We start from the raw sequence: 23706 nt of genomic DNA on the forward strand, positions 1-23706 counted from the left end.
TCAGTGGTGCCAGGCCTTGCCGCCCACGTTGTGGATCATCCGCTGGAGGACCTTGAGGGTGGCGACGTACTCCTCGTCCGTGACACCGGCGTGGATGTCCGCGAGCGCGCGGCCCACCCGTTCGGCGGCCGCCGCGTGCAGCTCGTGTCCCTCCGGGGTCAGCCGCAGGCGGGTGGCGGGGTCCTGCGTGACCAGGCCCCTGACGATCAGGGTGTCGATCTCGGGCTCCAATGCGTCGCCCATGTTCAGGTAGCCGCGGAGCGTCGCGACCACGTCGGCGCGCGGACGGCCCTTCTCGTCCGCGTCGGTGAGCTGGTTCAGGACCCACCAGGGCGGCTGGGTCAGCGTGTGTTCGGCCAGGGCGGCCCGGATGTGGGTGACGGCCGCGTCATGGGCGGCCCAGGCCCAGTAGCCGATGGGCTGGCGTGCGAGTCCCGCGTCGTCATGTGAGTAGTCCATGTCCTGGACCGTAGGACCTCAAGCAAAGTTGAGGTCAAGGCCCACGCGTCCGGCGTACTCCGCGAGCCCCGAAGTGTCCTCGCCCGCCCACCCGATGTAGCCGTCGGGCCGCACCAGGAACAGGCCCTTGCCGTAGGCCTCGGCCGCCTCGGTGCGGAGGACGCGCAGGAGTGCGCCGTCGTGCGCGGGGAGCGCGGCGTCCGTGCCGACCGCGAGCAGCGTGAAGTGCGGCCCCGCGAAGGCCTCGAAGAGGCGCCTGCCCTCGCCCGCGGGCCCGTCCGGCGCGCGGTCGCCGGCTTCCAGGAGCCCCGCGCGGCCCGACGCGAGCGGGCCTTCGCGGTACCCGAGGCCCAACTGCTGGGCCGCGGTGCCCCGTTCCTGTTCGCCCCGGTGGATGCGGGTCGACAGGCCCAGCATCTCGGCGGCGACCGGGCGGCGCTCCTGCTCGTAGGTGTCCAGCAGGCCGGCGGGTGCACCGTGGAGCAGGACCTGGCCGAGCTTCCAGCCGAGGTTGTAGGCGTCCTGGACGCTGGTGTTCAGCCCCTGGCCGCCGGCCGGGGAGTGGACGTGCGCGGCGTCGCCGGTGAGGAAGACCCGGCCCTCGCGGAACCGGTCGGCCAGTGCGGCGCGCGGGCGGAAGTCCGACGACCAGCGCACCTCGGTGACGTCGTCCCCGCTCAGGTGCGTGCGGGCGGCGACGAGTGCCCGTACGCCCTCCGGCGTGGTGTCGGGCGCCCCCTCCTTGAACTGGGCGACCAGCTGGAAGTCCGCCGTCCCCGGCAGCGGGCAGAGCGTGACCATGCCCGCGTCGCTCAGGAAGATGTGCCAGTTGAGCCGGTCCAGGGCGGCCTCGGTGATCCGGACGTCGGCCACCAGGGAGGGGGAGGGGTCGACGACCTCGCCCTCCATCGTGATGCCCAGCGCGCGCCGCACGGTGGAGCGTCCGCCGTCCGCCGCGACCAGGTGGGCGGCGCGCACCTCGCCGGTGGTGAGCCGGGCGGTGACCCCGTCGTCGTCCTGGGAGAGGCCGGTGAGGGCGGCCGAGAAGAGGACGTCGCCGCCCAGTTCGCGGAGGCGCGCGAGCAGGATCTCCTGGGTCCGCCACTGCGGCATCGTCCAGGGCTCCCCGTACGGCTCCGCCTCGGTGGGTGCCGCGCGGCGGAACATGTCGTACGCGCCCTGGCGCTCACCGTCCTTCCACGTCATCCCGACGGGTGCGGCTCCGCCGTGGGCCCGTACGGCGTCGCCCACGCCGAGGTCGTCCAGCACCTCCCGGGTGCGCGGCTGGATGCCCTTGCCCCGGGAGCCGGGGAAGAGCGAGGGGGCCTGCTCGACGACGAGGGCGCGCACGCCGCGCCGGGCGAGGTCGCAGGCCAGGGCGAGGCCGCTGGGGCCGGCGCCGGCGATGAGCACGTCGGTTTCCTTAACGCTGTTAAGTTCCATGATTGGGAGTGTGTGCTTAACGCTGTTAAATTGTCAAGGTGGGAACGACGAAGATCGACCGGGCGCGCGTCGCCGACACGGCGCTGAGGCTGCTGAACGAAGTGGGTCTCGACGGCTTGACCCTGCGCGCCATCGCCAGGGAGCTGGACGTCAAGGCGCCCGCGCTCTACTGGCACTTCAAGGACAAGCAGGCGCTGCTCGACGAGATGGCGACGGTCATGTACCGCCGCATGCTGGAGGGTGACCTGCCCGGCCCCGCCCCGCGCGGCTGGCAGGAGCAGATGGTCGCCTACCAGAGCGCGCTGCGCGGCGCGCTGCTGCGCTACCGCGACGGGGCCAAGGTCTACAGCGGAGCCCGGTTCACCGGCACCGACCACGCCGACGGACTCGAAAGCCATCTCCGCACCATGGTCGACGCAGGCTTCGAGCTGTGGCAGGCCGTGCGCGCGGGCACGACGGTGAACGCCTACACGATGGGCTTCGTCACCGAGGAGCAGGGCGTCCAGCCGATGCCGGACGAGCGGCGGGAAGGCTACGACGTCGGCGAACGGGCCGCACGGCTGGAGCGCTATCCCCTCGCCGCGGCGGCCGGAGCCGAGATCTTCAGCAACTACGACGAACGCTTCGAGGACGGCCTGCGGATCGTCGTCGCGGGCATCGAGGCGCGGTACGGGGCGGGCTGAACAGCCCCGCCCGGCCGCCCCGTCGCGGGTCGCCCCGCGCTGGGTCACCCCGAGGACGCCCAGAGTTCACCCTTCGTCGGGCCGGACGACACCCGCTCCTTCACCCGCGTCACTAGCGTGACCGGACCATGATCGAAGGCGAGGGCCCGCGTGCCGAAACTGTCCGTTGTCGTCCCGTTCCACAATGTCGGCCCCTTCGCCGACACGACGCTGGGCAGCCTTGCCCGTAACGCGGGCCCCGACATCGAGTTCCTGCTGGTCGACGACTGCTCCACGGACGACACACCGGCCGTCGTCGACCGCTGGGCCGACAGGCTCCCGCACGCCGAGGTCATCCGGCACGAGAGGAACGCCGGCATCGCGGCGGCCCGCAACAGCGGCATCGACGCGGCCCGAGGTGACTTCGTCACCTTCCTCGACGGCGACGACTGGTACGCCCCCGGGCACCTGGCCCGGCTGCTGCACGCCGCCGCCGAGCTGGACTGCGACTTCGCCCGCACCGACCACGTCCAGGCCACCGGGACCAGCCGGGTCGTGCGGCGCGCCCCGGCCCGGCTCCGCAACACGGTGACGGACCCGCGCGAAGGCATCGCCGCTCCCGAATGGGAGACGATGGTCGACTACCCCTTCGTCTGGGCGGGCGTCTACCACCGGCGGCTCTTCGAGGACGGCGGCCACCGCTTCGACACCCGGCTGCGAACAGCCGAGGACCGGCTGTGGATCTGGCAGCTGCACCTGAGGGCCCGCACCTGTGCGGCGCTCAACCTGTACGGCGTCTTCTACCGGCGCGGCGTCACCACGTCCCTGACGCAGATCAAGGACTCGCGCCAGCTGGACTTCTTCCCCGCCTACGACACCCTGATCGACGAGATCCGCGAGGACCCGGACGCCGAGCTCCTCCTCCCCAAGGCGGTCCGCACCTACTGCGCGATGATCGCCTTCCACAACGAGAAGGCGGACGCCTACGAGCCCGCCACCTTCCGGCGCCTGCGCCACGAGTCGGCAGCCGCGCTGCACCGTATGCCGCAACAGGTGCTCGACCACACCCTGACGATGATGGACACCAGGCGCAGCACCCTGCTCAACCGCCTGCGTGACAAGCAGAAGGCCGCCTGACCCATGCCCACGCGCACCCAGATCTTCCAGGTGTCGACCCTGTACGGGGCGGCCACGCTCGCGGCGGCGCTGGACGCCGGCCGGTTCGGTCCCGGACAGGACAGCCACCGCGTCCTGCTCGTCTCCAACAACGCGGCGATCCCCGAAACCGCCCTCCGGCTGGAGGAGATGCGGGGCTACGGGGGCATCGCCGCCCGCTTCGACTCGGTCGTCGACTGGAACGACGCGATCAGCCCGCACCACCCGAGCGGCTGGGGCCCGCGCGCCGAGGAGACCGAGCTCTGGCAGCGCGCCTTCCGTCTCGCCTGGGACATCGACCCCGACGGCCCCGTCGATCTCGCCGTCGAATCCATCCAGGTCAACCCGGCCCGCGCACTGGCCGCGATCTTCTCCGAGAGCGCCGTGCACGTCTACGCGGACGGCCTGATGAGCTACGGCCCGACCCGCAACAAGGTGCCGCGCTCCATCGCCTGCCGCGTTCAGCGGGTGCTCCACCTGGATCTCGTACCGGGGCTGCGCCCGCTCCTCCTCGCCGAGTCCGGCGTCGAGCCCGAGCTCGTACCGAACGACGCCTTCCGCGCCGTCCTCGGCGAGATCGCCGGGGCGGCGGACGGCGACCGCCGGCTCGCGGAGGCCGTGGCCGAGGCGCCCACGGCCGTGCTCCTCGGCCAGTACCTCGCCGCCCTGAACATCCTCACGGCCGAGGAGGAGGAGGACCTGCACCTGCGCATGCTGCGCGGCGCGGCCCGGGCCGGCCACACCTCCGTCCTCTTCAAGCCGCACCCCACCGCACCGGCGCGCTACTCCCGGGCACTCGACGACGCCGCCACCGAGCTCGGGGTGCGGCTGACCACGCTGGACGGCCCGCTGCTCGCCGAGACCCTCTACGAGCGGTGCGCGCCCACGCTCGTCGTCGGCTGCTTCTCGACCGCGATGTTCACCGCCGCCGTGTACTACGGCATCCCCGTCGCACGGGTCGGCACCCGCCTCGTCCTGGACCGCATCACCCCGTACGAGAACAGCAACCGCGTCCCGCTGACGATCGTCGACCACCTCGTGCCCGACCTGGACGAGCAGGCCGGCGAACCGGTGCCCGCACTGCCTCCCTTCGCCCCGGAGACCCTCGCGCCCCTGGTCCGGACGGTCGGCTACTGCATGCAGTCCGGGCTCCACCCCACGCTGCGCGCCGAGGCCGAGGCCTGGCTGCGGGACCACCTGGACAGCACCACGCAGCACTACTTCAAGCGCCGCCGCCTGCAGAAGCTCACCCTGCCCGGCGGCGGCCCCCGAGGAGCGGCGATCCGGCTGCGCCGCACCGTACGGCGCACCCGCAGCAGCCTGGGCCTCTGACCCCGGAACCGGGGCGCGTGCCCCGGCCGGCCACTGATGACAGAACGGCGGAACGAGCATGGGCCAGACCTTCACGGGGCTGCTCAAGGCGGTACGGGCGAGAACCGGGCAGGGCGGCACGGCGAGGCCCGCGCCGACCGCCGCCCTGCGCCTGTGCGGTGACTACCTGGAGGGCCTCGCGGCGGGCGGGGCCCTGGGCGACGCCCGGCAGGCCCGGCTCGTCGCCGCCATCGGCGGCCTCACGACGGCCTGCGGCACCGACGAGGACGACCCGTTCGACGCCCTGCTGCGCACCGGTCGGCGCGCCCTGGAGACCGGCGGGGAGGCCGAGGCATGGCTCGCCCTGGCCGTCGCCGTCGAGGCCACCGCGCTGCGCTCCAGGTCCAAGGGCGCCTGGCGGCTGCGAGGCGGCGCACTGGACGCACTGGGCCACCGCGACGAGGCGGTGGGGGCCTACGAGCGGCATCTGGCGCTGCAGCAGAACCCGTCGTCGGCCGAGGACATCGCGCACCGGATCGCCACTCTGAAGGACCTCCGCACCTGTCTGGACGAGGCCGCCGGGCTGCTCCCCGGCGAGGACGGCGCCCGGCTGCGGGCGCTGCACAACGCCCCCGCCGCACAGGTCCGCACCGACTTCGCCGAGGCGGTCCGCCGGCGGACCGCCGAGGGCGGCGGGATGGCCGACCCGGACGTCCGCCGCCTCACCGCCCTGTACGCCGCCCACCGCCGGCTGCTCGACCGGGACAGGCTCGTCGACCCCCTGCTGGCGGGCGCCGAGCCGGTCGGGGTCGGCGCGCTGCGCCGCCTGGTCGCCGGACGCTCCGTCTGCCTGGTCTCCGGCGCACCCCGGATCGCCGACGAGGAACGCGTCCCGGGCAGCCCGCTCGCCGAACTGATCGACGGATACGACCTGGTGGTGCGCTGCGACACCCTGCCGCCCACCGCCCCGCGCACCGACCTGCACGCCGTCACCCTGCGCGGGGACACCCCGTGGACGGGCCCCGCCTGGCACCGCCCGACGGGCACCCGGCTGGTCTTCGGCGATCCGCTGCCGCACTGGCGCCGGTCGCTGCGCGCCCGCCTGGTCCCCGGCGCGCAGGACGGCATCGGGGACGCCTCGCTGCGGCACCCCCTGGACGATCCGGCGCTGCTCGGCGAGGACGGCTGGGGTCCGCGCGCCGGCACCGCGTTCACCGTGCTCCGGCTCCTGGACTTCCTGGACGCGGCCGGCCGGCTGGACCTCATCGGCTTCGGACTGCCGGGGCAACTGCAGCCGCGCGAGCGCGAGTGGGTCACGGCCCGCGCGACACATGAGGACGAGACCGAGATGAGGACCGCGCTGCGATGACCACCCCCGCCGACAGACGCACCGACCCCACCGGGGGCGGACCGGCCGCCGTGCCCGACGCCGACGACAGGCGCGCCGTCACCGGCAAGCGGAGGACCGCTTTCGCCGCCTGGACCGACGAGGCCCGGATGCCCGGTCTCCTGGTGCTGCTGCGGAGCCTCGCGCTGGCCGACCCCACCGTCTGCGAGGACTTCCTCGTGCTGCACCCCGGCCTGCCCGACTCCGCGTTCGACGCGGCCCGCCGGCTGCACCCGCGGCTCGTCCCGCGTCACGCGCGGAGCCGCCTCGACGCCTTCCGGGCGGCGGACTACGACACGGTCGTGGTGCTCGGCACCGGCATGGTCGTCCTCGGATCCCTGCTCCCGCTGCTGACCCTGCGCACGGGGGTGGCCGCGGTCCCGCAGCCCGGTCAGGGCGGCGGGCGGACCGTCCTGGACGGCGGGCTGCTGGTGGTCCAGCGCCAGGACGTGACGGACACCCTGCTGGACGCATTGGCCGGAGGCGGCGAGGACGCGGTGGACCGTGCGCTGACCGAGGCCGGACTCCTCGAACCGCTCGGCTCCCGCTACGACGTCCCGGCGGGCCGGCCGTACGACGACACCCCTGTGCCCGGGAGCACCGTCGTCCTCCACTTCGGTGCGGACCCGGCGCCCGGAACCCCGGCGCAGGAGGCGCGCGAGCGCTACGAGATGGACGACGAGGCGTTCCGCGCCGCCTACTGCGCCCTGCCGGGGCCCAAGCACCCCGAACTGCTCCTGCACTGCGCCCTGCCGTTCCCCGAGGGGCGGCGTGCGCCGGTGGACCTGGTGCGCCAGGTCGCCGAGGTGCACCGGCAGCAGGGCCGCTACGACGAGGCCGTGGCCCTGCTGACCCCGGCCGTGGCGGACCGGCCCGACCTGCCGCGCTGCCACGAGACGCTGGGCATCAGCCTGATGGCCCTGTCCCGCTACGAGGAGGCCGAGGCGCACCTCCTCCTGGCCACCGTCTCACCCGACTTCGCCGCCCGCGCCTACGGACAGCTCGCCCGGCTCGCCTGGCTGCTGGGGCGCGGGGACGACGCGCACGCCTACGCGCGCGAGGGGCTCGACGCGGACCCCACCGACGGCAACTGCCACGCCTGGTACGCGCGTACGCGCCCGGCGCCCGCTCCCGTCGGCGAGGCCGCCCCGGGACCCGCTCCCAACGGCGAGGCCGCTCCGGCGCCCGCACACGAACAGCTCGCCCATGTCGCGCTGTTCGCCGACGGTCAGGAGAACGCCGGCGACAAGGTGCTCCCCGAAGCGGTGCGGATGTGCTTCGGCCCCGACACCGGGCCCGCCCGCTGGCACGAGCGGTCGGTGCACCGGCTGGTCGACGAGTCCGTGCTGGAGGAGCTGAACGCGCGGCGCGGCATCGTCGTCGGGGGCGGCGGGCTGTTCCTCCCGGACACCGCGCCCAACAGCAACAGCGGCTGGCAGTGGAACATCCCCGACGACGCCCTGGCCCGGATCACGACGCCGCTCGCCGTCTTCGCGGTCGGCTACAACGTCTTCGACGGTCAGCGCTACCGCCGGGAGCGCTTCGCGGAGAGCCTGCGCGCCCTCGTCGGGAAGTCGGCCTTCTTCGGGCTGCGCAACCAGGGTTCCGTGGACCGCGTCAGGGAGCTCCTGCCGGAGGAGATGCGGGACCGGGTGCGCTACCAGCCGTGCCCGACGACCGTGGCCCGGCACCTCGACCCCGCCCTGGACGACCGCCTGGAGGACGGCACCGACCGGGACGACACGGTGCTGATCAACTGCGCGTACGACCGGGCCGGTCTTCGCTTCGGCCACGACTACGGACACTTCCTGGCCGAGACGGCAGCCGCGGTGCGCGCCATCGGTGCGCGAGCCGAGGTCCGCTACGCCGCCCACATGCCGGCCGACGAGAAGTTCGTCCACGACCTGCGCCGCGAACACGGCACGGCCCTCCCGGTGGAGCCCCTGTACCTGTTCTCCAACGACCGGATCCGTGAGCTCTACCGGCGCACACGCCTGGTGATCGGAATGCGCGGGCACGCGGGAATGATTCCCTTCGGCTGCGGCACGCCGGTCATCAGCCTGGTCTCGCACCCCAAACTCGCCTACTTCCTCGCGGACATCGACCGCCCCGACTGGGGGGTGTCCGTCCACGACCGGGCACTGGGCGCCCGCCTCGCCGAGCGCGCCGCGCACGTGCTGGACGACCACCCGGCGGCCGTGGCCGACGTGCACGGCCGCCAGGAGCACCTGTGGTCGGTGACCCGGGCCAACCTCGCCGAGCTCCAGGGCCTCTTCGGGCTCCCCGACCACTTCGCCGAGCGCCCCGCCCCGTACGTCCCCGGCCCCAGGACCGCCGAGGCGGCACCGGGCCTTCACCTGCCCGACACCCGGACGAAGTGACTGTTCACCCGGCCGGAGTTCACCCGGTGCCCGCGCGTTCGTAGCCTTCGAGGACCATGCCTTCCTCCGTCTCCCAGGCCGGCTCGGCCGCCCCCGCGCACCTCCCGCAGCCCGCTCCCGAGCACCGCCCGCCCCGCGAACACCGGTACGACATCGATCTGATCCGGCTGCTCTGTTCCGTCGGCGTGATCCTCTGCCACACGGGCTCCGCGTTCGTGAACACGGCGGGCCGCGAGGCCGCCGGCGGCCCCGGCACCTACTGGGCGGGCCTGGTGGCGGACTCGGCGGGCCGCTTCGCCGTACCGCTGTTCTTCGCGATCGCCGGGTGGGTCGTCCTGGCCGGCGCCCCCGTCCGGGACGGCCGGCAGCTGTGGCAGCGGATCGTGCGGATCCTGGTGCCCCTCGCCGTATGGACGGTGTTCTACGTGGCGTGGGGCCGGCTACGGGGCACCAACAGCGCACCGGCGGGCGAGCTGGGGCTCGACGCGCTGTTCGCCTCGGTACGCCCGGCGTACCACCTCTGGTATCTGTACGCCTACATCCCCGTGATCATGCTCCTCGGCTTCGCCGCCCTGGTGAAGTCGGGCAGGCGGCCCTGGGGTCTCGGCGCGGCCCTCCTCGTACTGGGGGCCGCCCCGACCCTCTTCGGCGACCTGTCGAAGGTGACGGACCTGGACCTGCCGCGCTTCGGCTGGGGCTTCGGCCCGTACCAGCTCATCTACGCGGTCCTCGGAGCCCTGGTCCTCGCCCTGCCCGCCGGCACGTTCGGCAGACGGAGCCTGTGGTGGCTGCTCCCCGCCGCCGCCTGCCTGGCCGCGGTCGTCGCCTACCAGCACGAGGTGCACTACGCGATCCCGTACGCGAGCGTCCTGGTGGCCCTGTTCAGCGCCGGCGTCCTGCTCTCCCTGCACCGGCTGCGTGTTCCGGAGCGTCTGCGCCCGGCCCTGACCCGCCTGGCGGGCGCCTCGTTCGGCGCGTACATGATCCATGTGCTGGTGCTGGGCGTCCTCACCGACGTCCTGGTCGACGCCGATCTCGGCCCGGCGGTGGCGGCGGCCCTCGCCCTCGGCATCACCGCCGCCACGACCGCCCTCTCGTTCGGCGCGGCCCTCCTCTGGACCCGCCTGGGCCTGACCCGGCTCCTGGGCTGAGCCCCGGGGTGGGTCAGCCCTTCCGCAGTGCCCGCGCCCGCCGCGCGAGTCGGCGCAGGGCGGGGCTCCGGCGGACGAAGGCCAGACGTGCGGGCACCATGCCGGGGAGGGCCAGTGAGCCCAGGCGGCGGCGTTTGAAGTACCGCCAGGTCCGGGCGTTCAGGTGGGCGGAGAGGTAGCGCTCGGCGGCCGGACGGAGGTCAGGGCGGACGCGTGGCCGCATCGCGAAGGCGACCGCCGGCAGCAGACCGCCGAGGGCCTCCGCCACTCCCGCTCCGGTGAGGGGCGCCCCACCCGTCACGCCGGAGGGCCCGGACAGGTCGGGCAGCAGGGCGTCGACGATCGTGGCCGGGACCCTGGCCGGGTTCTCGTACGGCGTCAGGCGCTCCAGGAGGGTGCCGGTCCCGGTCCTGGCGACCGGCAGACCGTAGTGGGCCGCCGCCGTGAGCAGCGCCGTCGAGGAGAGGCCGACGACGAGCGCGGGGCGCAGCCGCTCGAAGAGGACCTCGGCCAGGACCGGTGTGCCGGGCGGGCCGGAGTCCGGGACCGTCAGCCCGGCACCGAGCCGCGCGGCCTCCGCCCGCAGGGCCGGGCTCACGGGGGCCGAGCCGCGGGGGTGGGGCAGGACGACGAGGTGGGTGTGGCCCAGTGCGGCCGTGTCCCGGACCATCCGCAGGTGGAGCTCCGTCTCGTCGGCGGCGGACAGCGTTCCCGTACCGGGGAGGAGCAGGAGCGCGCACCCCTCGGGGGCCTCGGTGTCCGGCGTGGCGTCGGCCAGCTCCCCGAAGACCTTCCGCAGGGCCTGCGGGGGCACGGGGCGGGGCGGGGCGTCGAACTCGCCGAGCAGCAGGGGCCGCAGGCCGGGGAGGAGATCCGGATGGAGGAGCTGCCGGACGCGGGTCCCGATCAGCGGCGGAACCTTGCCGGGGGTCGGGCCGTATCCGGTCAGGCCGTCCGCGTACACGGTCACCGGCCCGCCCGTGAAGATCTGGGCGAGCGCCTGGGAGGGGCCCGCGTGGGGGGACTCCAGGGCCAGCTCGACCTCCTCGTCCCCGAGGTCCCACGCGCGTCGCAGATGGCGTTCCCACAGGGGCACGTCGTCGGCGCGGGGGGTCCAGGCGCCGGGGTGCAGGGGGAAGACCGCGTCGTTCCACGAGAGCACCTCGTCGAAGCGGGCGCGCAGCCGGTCGAACCCGGGCGCCGCGCACGCCGTGGCCGCCCCCTCGGGGACCGCCGTGGTCTCGCAGAGCAGCAGGATGCGGCGGCGGGAGTCGTCGAAGCAGCCGGAGTCGAGTGCCGCGGCGAGCAGCGCGGCACCGCCGAGGCCGGAGGCGACGAAGATCTGGGTGGTCACGCGGCAGCCGCTCCCTCGGTGGTGGCGGCCCGGCGGCGCAGCCTGCGCAGCACGGTCGCCCGTTCGGTGTCCATGGAGTCCAGGACGTCGTCGAGTACGCGCCGGGGCATGTTTCCGAGCGCCGTCGCGGCGAGTGATTTCAGGGCGCGGGCCACCGGCGGTTCGAATTTTCCGATGGAGCCGATGTGGTGGGAGATGACGGCGCAGTAGGTCCTCACCGCTTTCGGTAGCAATTCGTCCGCGTCGCGGTCCGCTGCCGTCTCGGACAGCACCTGGTCGTACGCGCGAATGAAATCGAGCTGCCGCTCGTCGCCGATCTGGGTGAGGGACGAGGCGACGCCGCGGCGGTAGAAATGACCGAGTGTCCCCAGGACCGCGAAGGATTCCGCCTCCCGGTGCAGCCGCCAGATCCACGGCCGGTCCTCGGCGGTGCGCAGCCCGTCGGTGAAATGGAGGAGCCCACGGTCCAGCAGGCTGCGGTGGTAGAGGCCCGCCCAGGCGAACGCGTAGTCCACCGACGTCGTCCGGCCGGCAGGCAGGATCGCCTTCCGGGGGTCGCTCACCACTGCGCGCGGACCGTGCGGGACGCGGCGCACGGTGCGGGCGGTGCCGGTGACCTGGACGTGGTCCGTACGCACGAACGCGCAGCCCAGGGCCTCGGTCCGGGCCAGCAGGCGGGAGTAGTGACCGGGAGCGAGCCAGTCGTCGCCGTCGAGGAAGGCGATGTACTCGCCGCGGGCCGCGTCCAGCCCGGTGTTGCGGGCGGTGGCCAGACCCGCGTTGCGCTCGTGTCCGAGGACGACCACCCCCTCGATGCCGTCCCGGGCCCGGCGCAGGAGTTCTGCCGTCCCGTCGGTCGAGCAGTCGTCGACGAGGATGAACTCGAAGTCCTCGCGCGTATTGGAACGCAGACTTCTGAGCGTGTCGGGGGCGTATGCCTGGACGTTGTAGAACGGCACGATGACGGAGAGCTTAACCACCCGCATCACGCTAGACGCGGCCCCGGCATTTACCTCGACTCCCGCTCGTACGGAAAGTGAACGGCGGGCGGCCGAAAGGTGAACCTGCCTGTATGCGGCGCCGGTTCGACGTATTTCCGGGGTGAATCCCCAACCGTCGACCGGCTGTTAACCATTTGTTGCCACCACGTTGGGCCGCGGATCGAAATGGCTTCCTAGCTTTTACGACGTGCCCCCTCGTACCGATGACGCGGCCTCTCCGGCCGCCACCACAGCAGCCGACCGTGCGGCGCTCCGCATAGCCGTGCTCGCCGATTCCGACACCCGGTGGAAATGGGGCGCGCTCACCGCGCGCCGCCTCGCCGGGGCCCCGGAGACCGGCGCGGCCGAGCGCCCCGTCGAGATCAGCGGGCTGCTGCTGCGCGGCCGGGCCACCCCGACGCCCCGCCAGCTCGCCGAAGTCGGTGAGGTCGGCGTCGACGCCGGACGGGTGCGCGAGGTGACGGCCGTCGAGTTCCTGCACACGGTGCGGGACGAGGGGTACGACGTCGTGGTCCTCGCTCTCGTGGGCGGCGCGGTCCAGGCGATGCTGCACGGCCTGGCCGCACTGGACCTGCCCCGCAGGCCCGTCGTCGTCACCGGCTACGTCGGGGTCGTCTACGAGAAGCTCGCGGACGGGCTCCTGCTGCGCCACGGCGCGGACGTCGTCCTCGCCAACTCCCGGCACGACGGGGAGCGTTTCCGCGCGGTGTACGAAGGGGTCGGCGCCGACGCCTCGTCAGTCACGGAGGCTGCCCTCCCGTTCCTCGGGGGCGAGCCCCACGAGGCGCTGGAGGGACGCGACACCGTGGTGTTCGCCGCCCAGCCCTCCGTCCCGGCGTCCCGCGCCGAGCGTACGTACCTGCTGCGCCGGCTCGTCGAGCACGCCCGGCTGCACCCCGGCCGCGAGGTCCTGCTGAAGCTGCGCTCCAAGCCCGGCGAGCACACCACACACATCGAGGAACTGCCCTACCAACGCCTCGCGGAGCGGCTCCCCGGCGGCCTGCCGCCCAACTTCCGCCTGGTGTACGGGCACATGGGCGAGGTCCTGGACCGCACCGACCTGCTGGTCACGGTCTCCTCGACCGCGGCGCTGGAGTCGCTGCACCGGAGGATCCCGACCGCGATCCTCTCCGACCTCGGCGTCCGCGAGGCCCTCGGCAACCACCACTTCATCGGCTCCGGGCTGATCACGTCCTGGGACCACCTCGACGGCGGCCACCGACCGGATCCCGACCAGGAGTGGCTGGGAGGCCAGGGCGTCGCCGCCGACGGCACGTACGGGCAGGCCTACGACACCGCCCGCGCACGGGTCGCGGCGCTGCTCTCCGCCGGGCCGCTTCCCCGCCTCGCCCCCTACTACACGCCCGCCACGGCGCCGGGATACCTCCCCGGCATCCTCGCCCGCCACCACCTGGGCCCCGACGGCCACCCGCTTCCCGGCGCCGTCGCGCCGAAGGAGACCGGCCGGGTCCGGGGCGCGGTCCGCGAAACCGTACGCAACGCGGCGCGCGGCGCCTACCGCCACGGCGTCCAGCGGGTCGCCCCCGTGATCCGGCGGATGGGCGAGCTGTGACCACCGATTCAGGAGCAACCATGACCCCGCCTCCCACCGTGCTCGCCGTGATCCCCGCCCGCGGCGGATCCAAGGGCGTGCCCGCGAAGAACCTCGCCCGGGTCGGCGGCGTGCCGCTCGTCGCCCGCGCGGTCCGCGCCTGCCTGTCCTCGCCCGAGGTCACGGACGTCGTCGTGACGACCGACGACCCGGCCATCTCGGCCGCGGCCAGGGCCGCGGCGGAGGCGCTCGGGGAGGACGCCCGGCTGCACTGCGTACAGCGCCCCGCCGCCATCGCCGGCGACACCGCGACCAGCGAGGCAGCGGTCCTCCACGCCCTGCACACCTACGAGACTGCGGCGCACGGCCGGAAGGCCGACGTGGTCCTCCTGGTCCAGTGCACGAGCCCCTTCATCACCCGGGACGACATCGACGGCGTCGCCGCCGCCGTCGCCCGCGAGGGCGCCGACACCGCGGTCACCGTCGCCCCCTTCCACGGCTTCGTGTGGCGCGACGGCAGCGCGGTCGAGGACGGCACCTACGGCGTCAACCACGACAAGGCCGTACGCCCCCGCCGCCAGGACCGGCCCCAGGACTACCTGGAGACCGGCGCCGCCTACGCCATGGACGTCGAGGGCTTCCGCACCCACCGCCACCGCTTCTTCGGCCACACCGCGCTCGTGCCGACCGATCCCGCCCGGGTCCTGGAGATCGACGACCCGCACGACCTGGCGCGCGCCCGCGCCCTCGCGCCGCTCCTGGACCCCTCGCCGTTCCCCACCCGGGCGGACATCGACGCCGTCGTCCTCGACTTCGACGGGACGCAGACCGACGACCGCGTCCTCATCGACTCCGACGGCCGCGAGATCGTCGCCGTGCACCGGGGCGACGGCCTCGGGATCGCCGCCCTGCGCCGGGCCGGCCTGCCGGTCCTGATCCTCTCCACGGAACAGAACCCGGTCGTCGCCGCCCGGGCCCGCAAACTCCAGGTCCCCGTCCTGCACGGCATCGACCGCAAGGACCTGGCGCTCAAGCAGTGGTGCGAGGAGCAGTCCATCGCTCCCGACCGCGTGCTCTACGTCGGCAACGACGTCAACGACCTGGCCTGCTTCGGCCTGGCGGGCTGGCCCGTCGCCGTCGCGAGCGCCCACGACTCGGTACGCGCCGCCGCGCGCGCCGTGACCACCAACCCCGGCGGCTCCGGCGCCATCCGCGAGATCGCGGCATGGCTCCTTGGCCCCGCCCTCACTCTCTCCACCGAAACCCCCGACACCCCCACCAGGTAAGGAAGCACCACCATGAGCAGCACCTCCCGTCTGCGTACGTTCGGCACCCGCACCGCCGGCCCCGGCCACCCCGTCTACATCACGGGCGAGATCGGCATCAACCACAACGGCTCCCTCGACAACGCCCTCGCGCTGATCGACGTGGCCGCCGACGCCGGCTGCGACGCGGTCAAGTTCCAGAAGCGCACCCCGGAGATCTGCACCCCGCGCGACCAGTGGGACATCGAGCGCGACACCCCCTGGGGCCGGATGACGTACATCGACTACCGCCACCGCGTCGAGTTCGGCGAGGACGAGTACACCGCCATCGCCGAGCACTGCGCCAAGCGCGGCATCGACTGGTTCGCCTCCCCGTGGGACACCGAGGCCGTCGCCTTCCTGGAGAAGTTCGACGTCCCCGCGCACAAGGTGGCCTCCGCCTCCCTCACGGACGACGAGCTGCTCCGCGCCCTGCGCGCCACCGGCCGCACCGTCATCCTCTCCACCGGCATGTCGACGCCGAAGCAGATCCGGCACGCGGTGGAGGTCCTCGGCAGCGACAACATCCTGCTCTGCCACGCCACGTCGACGTACCCGGCGAAGGCCGAGGAGCTCAACCTGCGGGTCATCAACACCCTGCAGCAGGAGTTCCCGAACGTCCCGATCGGCTACAGCGGCCACGAGACCGGCCTGCAGACGACCCTCGCCGCCGTCGCGCTCGGCGCCGCGTTCGTCGAGCGCCACATCACCCTGGACCGCGCCATGTGGGGCTCCGACCAGGCCGCCTCCGTCGAGCCGCAGGGCCTCACGCGCCTCGTCCGCGACATCCGCACCATCGAGGCCTCGCTCGGCGACGGGGTCAAGAAGGTCTACGAGTCGGAGCTCGGCCCGATGAAGAAGCTCCGCCGGGTCGCGGGCGTCGTCGCCGAGAGCGAGAACGCGCCGGCCGCCGAGCCGGTCGCGGTCTGACGGGCCGACCGGTGAACCTCGCCTTCGTCGAGAGCCCGGTCCAGCTCCTGAACGTCCTGGAGTGGACCCACACCCGGGGAGGACCCGACACCACGGTCGTCGTCCTCCCCCCGGTCGACCCGATGTCGCGCGGACAGCTGCGCAGGATGGCGGAGCTGGCCCGCGACGAGGGCCTCGCCGTCCGCTGGCAGGAGGCGCGCGGAGAGAACGGCGCGCCCCTGAAGGCCCTGCGGGCGCTGACCGGCCTGATCCGCAAGGCCGACCGCATCGTCATCGGGGACCCGTTCTCCCGCTACGTGCAACTGCTCCTCAGCCTGGTCCGCACCCGCCGGATCACGGTCGTCGACGACGGCACCGCCACCATGGAGTTCGTCGCCCAGCTGGCGCGCGGCGAGCGCCTGGTGCGCTGGCACCGCCGGGGGAGCGGGGGGCCGCGCGAGCTGCTCCTGGCCCCGGTCACCTCCGCGGCCCGCCGCAGTTTCACCCCCTCGGCGACCCGCACCGTCGAGGTGTTCACCGCGATGCCGGTGGAGGCTCCCGCCGGCATCGAGGTCACGGCGAACACCTTCGCCTGGACCCGGGAACGCTTCGGCCCGCCCCTCATCACCAAGGGCGCCGACCTGGTCGGCACCTCCCTGGTGGAGACGGGCGTGGTCGACCCCGTCCCGTACCAGGAGGCGGTCACCTCGCTCGCCCGTACCCACGGCGCCACCCGCTACTTCGCGCACCGGCGCGAATCCGCGGACAAGCTCCACGCCCTGGAATCCGCCACCGGCCTGGAGATCGTCCGCCCTGACCTCCCTCTGGAACTCATCGCCCGCAGGGGCCCCATCGGCCACACGGTCCTGAGCTTCCCGTCCACGGTGGTGCACACCCTTCCGCTGGCGCTGACGGGCACGGGTGTGAAGGTCGCGGTGTGCGACATAGCCCCGGAGTGGCTCCGCGACACGGCGTCCCCGCGCGCCCAGGGCTTCCTGAGCGGGGTCACGGAGACGGCCAAGGACGTGCAGCGGCTCGCGCCGTGGCGGGTCACGGCGGTCGCGGAGGGGTGAGGGGGCACCCGGCACGGCCGGGCGCTACCGGCCCGGATTCCGCCAGACGGTCAGATCTCCTTGAAGGAAGGCGAGCTCCGGCAGGATGGTGGACTGGGTCTGGATCACGTACAGCCCGATGTCGTCCTCGTCGTCCTTCAAGCAGAACTCGGCTTTGGCCGGAGCCCCTTCCAGCGCCCAGCTGCGCTTGCCGCCGCTCCGGAGCATGCGGCGGCACTCGTCGAGAGTGGTGCCGTGTTCTCCGGACAGCCGCATGGACACTCCCGGTTCGCTCTCCAATCGGCACTCGTCCGACGCGCAACTGAGGCGGACGTCGCCCTTGCGGCTCTTCAGTGCCGGCTCGGCGCTCTTGAGACTCAGCGAGTTCTTCGCGTCCAGCCACACCAGGGGGTAGTCCTCCGGCTGCGGTTCCTCGGGCGGGCCCGACGAGGACGAGTCGTCCCCGGCCCCGACCGCCGACGGACCGGATGAGTCCGATCCGTCCGATCGCCCGGAGGACGGGCCCGGAGAGGATCCCTGCGCGGGCGCGGATGCGGAGGACCGGACCGCCGGCCCGGTCGCGGAGGTCCTGGAGCCGGCGGTGTCCTGGTCGCCGAACCGGCTGATCGCATCAGTGAGGGCCCACGTCATTCCCGCCACCAGCAGTGCCGCACCCGTCACAGCGGCGGCCGTGACCAGCACGGTGCGCCGCCTGCGGATCTTGCGCTCCTCCACCGTCAGCTGCTTCTGCGGCAGCGGCCACCCGAACTGCGGCTGCGGGAAGGGCGGGGTGAGCAGGGGCGCGGGTGCGGCGGTGGACTCGGCCGTGGGCGTGAGCACCGGCGGGCGCGGGTAGGCCGGGGTCGGGTCGGGAACCGGTGCCGGGACCACCGTCTGCGGCCCGGCGACCTGCCGCCACACGGCGGGTCCCCCGCCCGCGTCGGCCTCCGCCCCCAGGCGTTGCCGGCACCACGCCACGATCTCCGCGGGCGTGGCGCGCTCCGCCGGTTCGGCGGCCAGGCACCGGGCGAACAGCGGGCGCAACGACTCGGGCAGCAGCGACAGCTCGGGTGCGGAGTGCAGGATCCGGTACTGGACGTTGACGGCGGAACCGTCGCCGTAGAGCGTCCGGCCCAGGGCCGCGAACGCCGCCGTCTGACCGAGCGCGAAGACGTCGGCCGCCGGAGTGATCTCACCCCCGGACACCTGCTCCGGCGACATGAAGGAAGGCGTGCCGATCGTGCTCCCCGGCGCGGTGTACGACGTCCCGCCGGCGGCCAGCGCGATACCGAAGTCGATCACTCTGGGGCCGTCGAGGGCGAGCAGCACGTTCGACGGCTTCAGGTCCCGGTGCACGATGCCCTCGGCATGGATGGCCTGCAACGCCTCGGCCACCCCGGCCATCAGCCACAGCACCGCCGGCACCGGCAGCGGCCCGCGCCGGCTCACCGCCTCCGTCAGCGACGGCCCCGGCACGTACAGCGTGGCCAGCCACGGTGGCGCACCGTCCGCGTCGGCGTCGATCAGCTCGGCGGTGTAGGCCCCCTTGACCTGCCGCGCTGCCTTGATCTCCCGGGCGAACCGTCTTCGGAAGTCCGGATCGTCGGCCAGCTCCGGCCGCACCACCTTGATCGCCACGGGCCGGCCGCCCTGCGTGTGCGACAGATACACCCGGCCCATACCACCGGCGCCCAGTCGCGCGGCGAGCCGATAACCCCCCACCGAGGACGGGTCGTCGGTCTGGAGTGGCTGGAAGACCTCTGCGGCGTGACTCATCAGCCCTGTACCCCCCACTTGATGCATCGGCCAACGACAGCAGCCTAAGTGGAGTGCTGATAGGGCCCGTTACCGGATCCGCCTCCCCCGGCCGGCCGGCCTGCCTGCCCGTCGCGTCAGCGGCGGCCGGCGCCGCGGCCGGCCGGGTCGATACGGAACCGCTCCGTGGCCGGAGCGGCCTCGATGTCGTCGAGCTGAGCGACGACGGTGCTCCGCAGGTCGTCGTAGTCCGCGAACGCGTAGTCGTTGAACAGGGTGTAGCCCGTCCACATCAGGTTGGCGCACACACGCGCGGGCACCCGGCCGGTGCGGGCCCCCATGCCGACGAGCGCAACCGACGCGATGCTGCCCGGTGCCTTCCGCTGCGGCTCCTGTTCTCCGCGGTGTCCCACCTCCCGGCCCACACACAGCCGTTGTGGCGCGGCGTCTCGCTCGACCTGCGGGCGCAGTACCCCCTCGGCCGCACCGTCACCTGGTGGGGCGTGTCCTCGTGCACGTCCGAGCTCGGCGTGGCCAGGGCCTTCCTGGGGGGCCGGGGCAAGCGGACACTCTTCGAGGTGACCCCAGTCCGGGCGGTGGGAATCCGCCGCTTCTCCGCCTTCACGGGCGAGGAGGAGTTCATCCTCTCGCCGGGCACGCAGCTCGAGGTGACGGGTGTGAAGACCGAGCGCGGCGGCCTGTGCACGGTGAAGCTCAGAGAGCTGGAGGAGCAGACCCTCGTGTCCTGAGGCGCCGGCAGGGGCCCTGCCGGCTGCACCCCGGTGGCCTCACTCCCGCCCGGGCGCCGTCGGCCCGGTTTCCGGCCCACCCGGGATGCGGAGGCCGGAGGGGCGCAGGCTCCACACCACGTCACGGATCGCGGACGCGACCTCGTTGTCCGGGTGCCGTTCCGCGACGACGCGTCCGCACTGCACGTATCCCGTGCCGCTGCGGGACCTCAGGCGGAGCACGAGACGGGATTCCCGCCATCTGGGCGGGACACCGGATGCCTCGTAGACGCGGGAGAACTCGTCGTCATCGACGGTGTGCAGTTCGAGGCCTTCGTAGCGCGTCACGAGCTGCATGGATTCGACCGCCTCGAAGAGGAGGTCCAGCCGGGTGTCCTCCTCGCGGTCCTTGCGGGAACGGAGCAGCAGCTGGGAGTGGCCCACGCCGTAGTGCCAGACACGGAAGGTCCGGTCGAAGCGGTGGAGGAGGGTGGTGGGCGCGTCCTGGGGACGAATGGCCAACGGGGGTGCCGCCTCTGCGTCGATGAGTGTCTTCACGAGGTGTCCGGGTGGGGCGAGGGCGCGGTCAGTGACGCCAGGACCACTGCGGCCAAACCACCCCCCGGTAGCCGCTGTGCCCGCGCGCGTGTGACATCCGTACACAGTATTCGAACGCAACGCCTCTCCTGGGGCAAGCGTTCGAGCTTGCCGAGGCCTCGTGCGGATGCGGCGTCCCGAAGCCCGGATCTCGACGTGCGGGTCCCGAGCTTCGGGACCGCCCGATCACTCCTTCGCGGGACTCCCGCCGGGTGCGGGCCCGGCGCTCGGGCTTCGGGTTCCGGGGGCCGGGATCCGAGGGCCGGGAGTCGAGACGCATCCGGGTGGGAAGAGAAGGAGGGGAAAGAACCTCCCGCCCTCCCGGACCCGTCACGGCCAGCAAGTATGACTAATCGTGACGGACTTGCGGCGGAGAGTCGTGGCTGCTTGCGGTGCCCTGTCGGTCGTCCCCCGCCAGCGCGCCGAGGGGCCGGTCTCCGCGCCCGTAGGCGCCTCCGGACCCTCGCCCGCGTACCTCGCACTCGCTCGTCTCGGCCGGACCGACGCCCGTCTCGCCCTCTCCGCGGCCGACTGCTCCGCGCCGGAGGGCGAACGCGACGTCACCGCCTACGTCGGCACTCTCCGGGACCTGCTCCGGCTCCCCTGAGACCCGCTCGGCTCACGCGCGGGAGTGAGGCGTGCGCACCTGTCCGATCGCGGCGGAAAACGGCCGAGTTTACCCATCGAGACCGTCCGCCACACGCCGCAGCGCCACCCGATGTTCCTCTAAGCGGCTGAACTTTTGTTGATCTGTGGCCAGTTGTGGGTGCAGTGGGCCTACCCTTGACTGGGTGAACCAGTTGAAGTCCCGTGCGCCCCACGCAGAGGCCGTCCTGCCCGGCACCCTGCCCGACGACCTGCGTGCCGAGCTCATCGCCTTCCGCCGTGATCTGCACATGCACCCCGAGCTCGGCAACCAGGAGTTCCGTACGACCGCCGCCATCAAGGCCAGGCTCGAGAAAGCCGGCCTGGAGCCGCAGGTGCTGCCAGGTGGCACGGGACTGGTCTGTGACGTGGGGGAGTGGGACGGGGTCACGCCGATGCTGGCGCTGAGGGGCGACATCGACGCGCTGCCGATCCCGGACACGAAGGTAGGGGTCTCCTACCGGTCCACCGTGCCCGACCGGGCACACGCCTGCGGACACGACGTCCACACCAGCTGCGTCCTGGGGGCCGGACTCGTCCTGAGCCAGCTGGACCGGCAGGGTCTGCTGCCCCGCCCGGTGCGGCTGATCTTCCAGCCCGCCGAGGAGGTGCTGCCCGGCGGCGCCTCCGACGCCGTCGCGGCCGGGGTGCTGGAAGGGGTGGCGCGGATCATCGGGCTGCACTGCGACCCCAAGGTGGACGTGGGCAAGATCGGACTCCGGATCGGGCCCATCACCTCCGCCTGCGACCGCGTGGAGATCTCCCTCGACGGACCCGGCGGGCACACCGCACGACCGCACCTCACCACCGACCTGGTCACCGCCGCCGCCCGGGTCGCCACCGACGTGCCGGCGCTGCTCGCGCGCCGGGTCGACGCACGGGCCGGGATGGCCGTCACCTGGGGCCGGCTGCAGACCGGCCACGCGCCCAACGTCATCCCGCAGCACGCCGAACTGTCCGGGACGGTTCGCTGCCTCGATCTGGAGAGCTGGCGGCAGGCGCCCGACCTGGTGCACGCGGCCATCGACGAAGTGGCCGGAATGTACCGGGCCAAGACGGTGATCGACTACGTCCGGGGTGTGCCGCCCGTCGTGAACGAGGCCGAGACGATCGGTCTCCTCGACGCCGCGATGACCATCCGCCGCGGATCGTATGCGATCGAGGACACCGAGCAGAGCCTCGGCGGAGAGGACTTCTCCTGGTATCTGGAGAAGATCCCCGGGGCCATGGCCAGACTCGGTGTGCGGGCGCCGGGCGACACTCGCGGTCTGGACCTGCACCGGGGGAACTTCGACGTGGACGAGGAAGCGATCACGGTCGGAGTGGAGCTGTTCACCGCCGCTGCTCTGCTGGACGCCTGACGCGGGGAGAGCGCGGCCGACGCTGCGGGAGGGCGCGAGGACGCCTGCCCCCACTGCCGAGCGCACGTTCGCGCGCGGCCGTGCGCGAGGCTCTCGGCCGACAGTGCGCGATCACATCGGTGGGGGAGGAGCGGAGTCCGCGGAGGTCCGCTGATCACGCCCTGATGCCCTTACGTTCCCGGTGGGTAACGTCTTGTGACCGGACACGACACCTCCTGTTCGCGACGATCCGATAACGGCTTCCGTACGGGTCCTTATCTGACATCTACGCGCGTTACGATCGCCGCGAAACCAGCGCCGGAAGAGGCGCTTCGGTCAGGTTTGAAGGAGCCTTCCCTTGCGCCGCGTATCCAAGATCGCTGCCGCGTGTACCGTCTCCGCGGCTCTCGCCTTCACCGCCACCGCGTGCGGTGAATCGTCCACCGAGAGCACCGGTTCGGACAAGGACCAGATGAAGATCGGCATGGCCTACGACGTCGGCGGCCGTGGCGACAACTCGTTCAACGACTCCGCCGCCCGTGGCCTGGACAAGGCCAAGGCCGAGTTCGACGCCGAGGCCAAGGAGCTCACCGCCAAGAGCGGCGAGACCCCGGCCGACCGTGAGCAGCGCCTCGCGTCGCTCGCCGAGGGCGGCTACAACCCGGTGATCGGCGTCGGTTTCGCCTACCAGGCCGCGCTCGAGAAGGTGGCCAAGTCCCACCCCGACACCACGTTCGGCCTGATCGACTCGGTTTCCGGGGCGAAGAACGTCGCCTCCATCGTCTTCACCGAGGAGCAGGGTTCCTACCTCGCCGGTGTCGCGGCGGCGCTGAAGTCCAAGGACGGTCAGGTCGGCTTCATCGGCGGCGTCGACCTCCCGCTGATCAAGAAGTTCGCGGCCGGTTTCCAGCAGGGCGTCACGGACACGGACCCGAAGGCCAAGGTCCAGATCCAGTACCTGACCACCGGTTCGGACCTGTCCGGTTTCGGTAGCCCGGACAAGGGCGAGGCCGCTGCCAAGGGCATGCTGGACAAGGGTGCCGACGTGATCTTCGCGGCGGCGGGCGGCTCCGGCGCCGGTGCGATCGAGGCCGTGGCCGGCAAGAAGGGCGCCTGGTCCATCGGCGTCGACTCCGACCAGGCCAAGGACCCGGCCCTGTCGAAGTACGCCGACACGATCATGACGTCCGTCGTGAAGAACGTCGACAGCGGTGTCTACGACCTGGTGAAGTCCGTCAAGGACGGCAAGCCGCTCACCGGCACGCAGACGTACTCCCTGGCCGAGGACGGTGTCAGCCTCACCACCACGGGCGACCACCTCAAGGACATCCAGGCCAAGATCGACGAGGCGAAGAAGAAGATCGTCGACGGCTCCATCAAGGTCAAGACCACGACCTGATCCGTCTGCTGAAGTCGGGGTGGGCCCGGGGCCGGTGGGGGCCGGCCGGGGGCCCCCCCACACCGAAAACAACCCGGCCGGGGCCCCCGCCCGGGGGCGGGAAAGGGGCCCGGGGGCGGTT

Annotated in this window: 21 protein-coding genes; 14 read left to right on the top strand and 7 right to left on the bottom strand. The window is 72.9% G+C overall.

Features of this window, described 5'->3' with window-relative positions; all coding sequences use genetic code 11:
* Both ACFUNE_RS36320 and ACFUNE_RS36325 read right to left on the bottom strand, forming a co-directional pair.
* Positions 1-459, bottom strand: a complete 459-nt coding sequence (locus ACFUNE_RS36320; RefSeq protein WP_383577038.1) for a MarR family winged helix-turn-helix transcriptional regulator — start codon at positions 457-459, stop codon at positions 1-3.
* 18 nt (positions 460-477) lie between these two features.
* Positions 478-1902, bottom strand: coding sequence for an FAD-dependent monooxygenase (locus ACFUNE_RS36325; protein WP_383577040.1), 1425 nt, complete (start codon positions 1900-1902; stop codon positions 478-480).
* Positions 1903-1940: 38 nt separating this feature from the next.
* On the opposite strand from ACFUNE_RS36325, the gene ACFUNE_RS36330 reads away from it, so the two are divergent.
* From ACFUNE_RS36330 to ACFUNE_RS36355, 6 genes are all read left to right on the top strand, one after another.
* On the top strand, positions 1941-2585 hold the full coding sequence (locus ACFUNE_RS36330; RefSeq protein WP_383577042.1) for a TetR/AcrR family transcriptional regulator C-terminal domain-containing protein: 645 nt from the start codon (positions 1941-1943) through the stop codon (positions 2583-2585).
* 150 nt (positions 2586-2735) lie between these two features.
* Complete coding sequence (locus ACFUNE_RS36335) at positions 2736-3701, top strand: glycosyltransferase family 2 protein (RefSeq protein WP_383577044.1); 966 nt, start codon at positions 2736-2738, stop codon at positions 3699-3701.
* Positions 3702-3704: 3 nt separating this feature from the next.
* Positions 3705-5051, top strand: coding sequence for a polysialyltransferase family glycosyltransferase (locus ACFUNE_RS36340; RefSeq protein WP_383577046.1), 1347 nt, complete (start codon positions 3705-3707; stop codon positions 5049-5051).
* 58 nt (positions 5052-5109) lie between these two features.
* Positions 5110-6399 carry a hypothetical protein gene (locus ACFUNE_RS36345; RefSeq protein WP_383577048.1) on the top strand — a complete coding sequence of 430 codons (1290 nt, stop codon included), beginning with the start codon at positions 5110-5112 and terminating at the stop codon, positions 6397-6399.
* Complete coding sequence (locus tag ACFUNE_RS36350; protein ID WP_383577050.1) at positions 6396-8798, top strand: polysaccharide pyruvyl transferase family protein; 2403 nt, start codon at positions 6396-6398, stop codon at positions 8796-8798. The genes ACFUNE_RS36345 and ACFUNE_RS36350 overlap by 4 nt, the downstream gene beginning before the upstream one ends.
* Positions 8799-8854: 56 nt before the next feature.
* On the top strand, positions 8855-9949 hold the full coding sequence (locus ACFUNE_RS36355) for an acyltransferase (RefSeq protein WP_383577052.1): 1095 nt from the start codon (positions 8855-8857) through the stop codon (positions 9947-9949).
* A 13-nt stretch (positions 9950-9962) separates the two neighbouring features.
* Here the strand turns inward: ACFUNE_RS36355 and ACFUNE_RS36360 are convergent, their stop codons facing one another.
* Positions 9963-11303 (bottom strand): polysialyltransferase family glycosyltransferase, encoded by a 1341-nt coding sequence (locus tag ACFUNE_RS36360; protein WP_383577054.1) that lies wholly within the window; start codon positions 11301-11303, stop codon positions 9963-9965.
* On the bottom strand, positions 11300-12283 hold the full coding sequence (locus ACFUNE_RS36365; protein ID WP_383577056.1) for a glycosyltransferase family 2 protein: 984 nt from the start codon (positions 12281-12283) through the stop codon (positions 11300-11302). The genes ACFUNE_RS36360 and ACFUNE_RS36365 overlap by 4 nt, the downstream gene beginning before the upstream one ends.
* A gap of 208 nt (positions 12284-12491) precedes the next feature.
* On the opposite strand from ACFUNE_RS36365, the gene ACFUNE_RS36370 reads away from it, so the two are divergent.
* The 4 genes from ACFUNE_RS36370 to ACFUNE_RS36385 are packed head-to-tail and all read left to right on the top strand — an operon-like array spanning position 12492 to position 17142.
* Complete coding sequence (locus tag ACFUNE_RS36370; RefSeq protein ID WP_383577058.1) at positions 12492-13877, top strand: DUF6716 putative glycosyltransferase; 1386 nt, start codon at positions 12492-12494, stop codon at positions 13875-13877.
* Positions 13878-13897: 20 nt separating this feature from the next.
* Positions 13898-15142: a cytidylyltransferase domain-containing protein gene (locus ACFUNE_RS36375; protein WP_383577060.1), complete on the top strand. Its 1245-nt coding sequence runs from the start codon at positions 13898-13900 to the stop codon at positions 15140-15142.
* Positions 15143-15154: 12 nt separating this feature from the next.
* Complete coding sequence (locus ACFUNE_RS36380) at positions 15155-16090, top strand: N-acetylneuraminate synthase family protein (protein ID WP_383577062.1); 936 nt, start codon at positions 15155-15157, stop codon at positions 16088-16090.
* An 11-nt stretch (positions 16091-16101) separates the two neighbouring features.
* Positions 16102-17142, top strand: a complete 1041-nt coding sequence (locus tag ACFUNE_RS36385) for a hypothetical protein (RefSeq protein ID WP_383577064.1) — start codon at positions 16102-16104, stop codon at positions 17140-17142.
* 24 nt (positions 17143-17166) lie between these two features.
* Here ACFUNE_RS36385 and ACFUNE_RS36390 read toward each other — a convergent pair whose 3' ends face one another.
* On the bottom strand, positions 17167-18897 hold the full coding sequence (locus ACFUNE_RS36390; RefSeq protein WP_383577066.1) for a protein kinase: 1731 nt from the start codon (positions 18895-18897) through the stop codon (positions 17167-17169).
* A 116-nt stretch (positions 18898-19013) separates the two neighbouring features.
* Positions 19014-19217 (bottom strand): hypothetical protein, encoded by a 204-nt coding sequence (locus ACFUNE_RS36395; protein ID WP_383577068.1) that lies wholly within the window; start codon positions 19215-19217, stop codon positions 19014-19016.
* A gap of 63 nt (positions 19218-19280) precedes the next feature.
* Between ACFUNE_RS36395 and ACFUNE_RS36400 the strand changes: the two genes are divergently transcribed.
* On the top strand, positions 19281-19625 hold the full coding sequence (locus tag ACFUNE_RS36400) for an ADP-ribosyltransferase domain-containing protein (RefSeq protein WP_383577070.1): 345 nt from the start codon (positions 19281-19283) through the stop codon (positions 19623-19625).
* 39 nt (positions 19626-19664) lie between these two features.
* Here the strand turns inward: ACFUNE_RS36400 and ACFUNE_RS36405 are convergent, their stop codons facing one another.
* Positions 19665-20126, bottom strand: coding sequence for a hypothetical protein (locus ACFUNE_RS36405; protein WP_383577072.1), 462 nt, complete (start codon positions 20124-20126; stop codon positions 19665-19667).
* Between the two features lie 454 nt (positions 20127-20580).
* Between ACFUNE_RS36405 and ACFUNE_RS36410 the strand changes: the two genes are divergently transcribed.
* The 3 genes from ACFUNE_RS36410 (at position 20581) to ACFUNE_RS36420 (ending at position 23585) form a co-directional block, all read left to right on the top strand.
* Complete coding sequence (locus ACFUNE_RS36410; RefSeq protein ID WP_383577074.1) at positions 20581-20808, top strand: hypothetical protein; 228 nt, start codon at positions 20581-20583, stop codon at positions 20806-20808.
* Between the two features lie 184 nt (positions 20809-20992).
* Positions 20993-22207, top strand: coding sequence for an amidohydrolase (locus ACFUNE_RS36415; protein ID WP_383577076.1), 1215 nt, complete (start codon positions 20993-20995; stop codon positions 22205-22207).
* A gap of 337 nt (positions 22208-22544) precedes the next feature.
* Positions 22545-23585 carry a BMP family protein gene (locus ACFUNE_RS36420; protein WP_383577078.1) on the top strand — a complete coding sequence of 347 codons (1041 nt, stop codon included), beginning with the start codon at positions 22545-22547 and terminating at the stop codon, positions 23583-23585.
* The last annotated feature ends 121 nt before the right edge of the window (positions 23586-23706 follow it).

Source organism: Streptomyces sp. NPDC057287, assembly GCF_042667905.1.
In the GTDB taxonomy this organism is placed as follows: Bacteria; Actinomycetota; Actinomycetes; order Streptomycetales; family Streptomycetaceae; genus Streptomyces.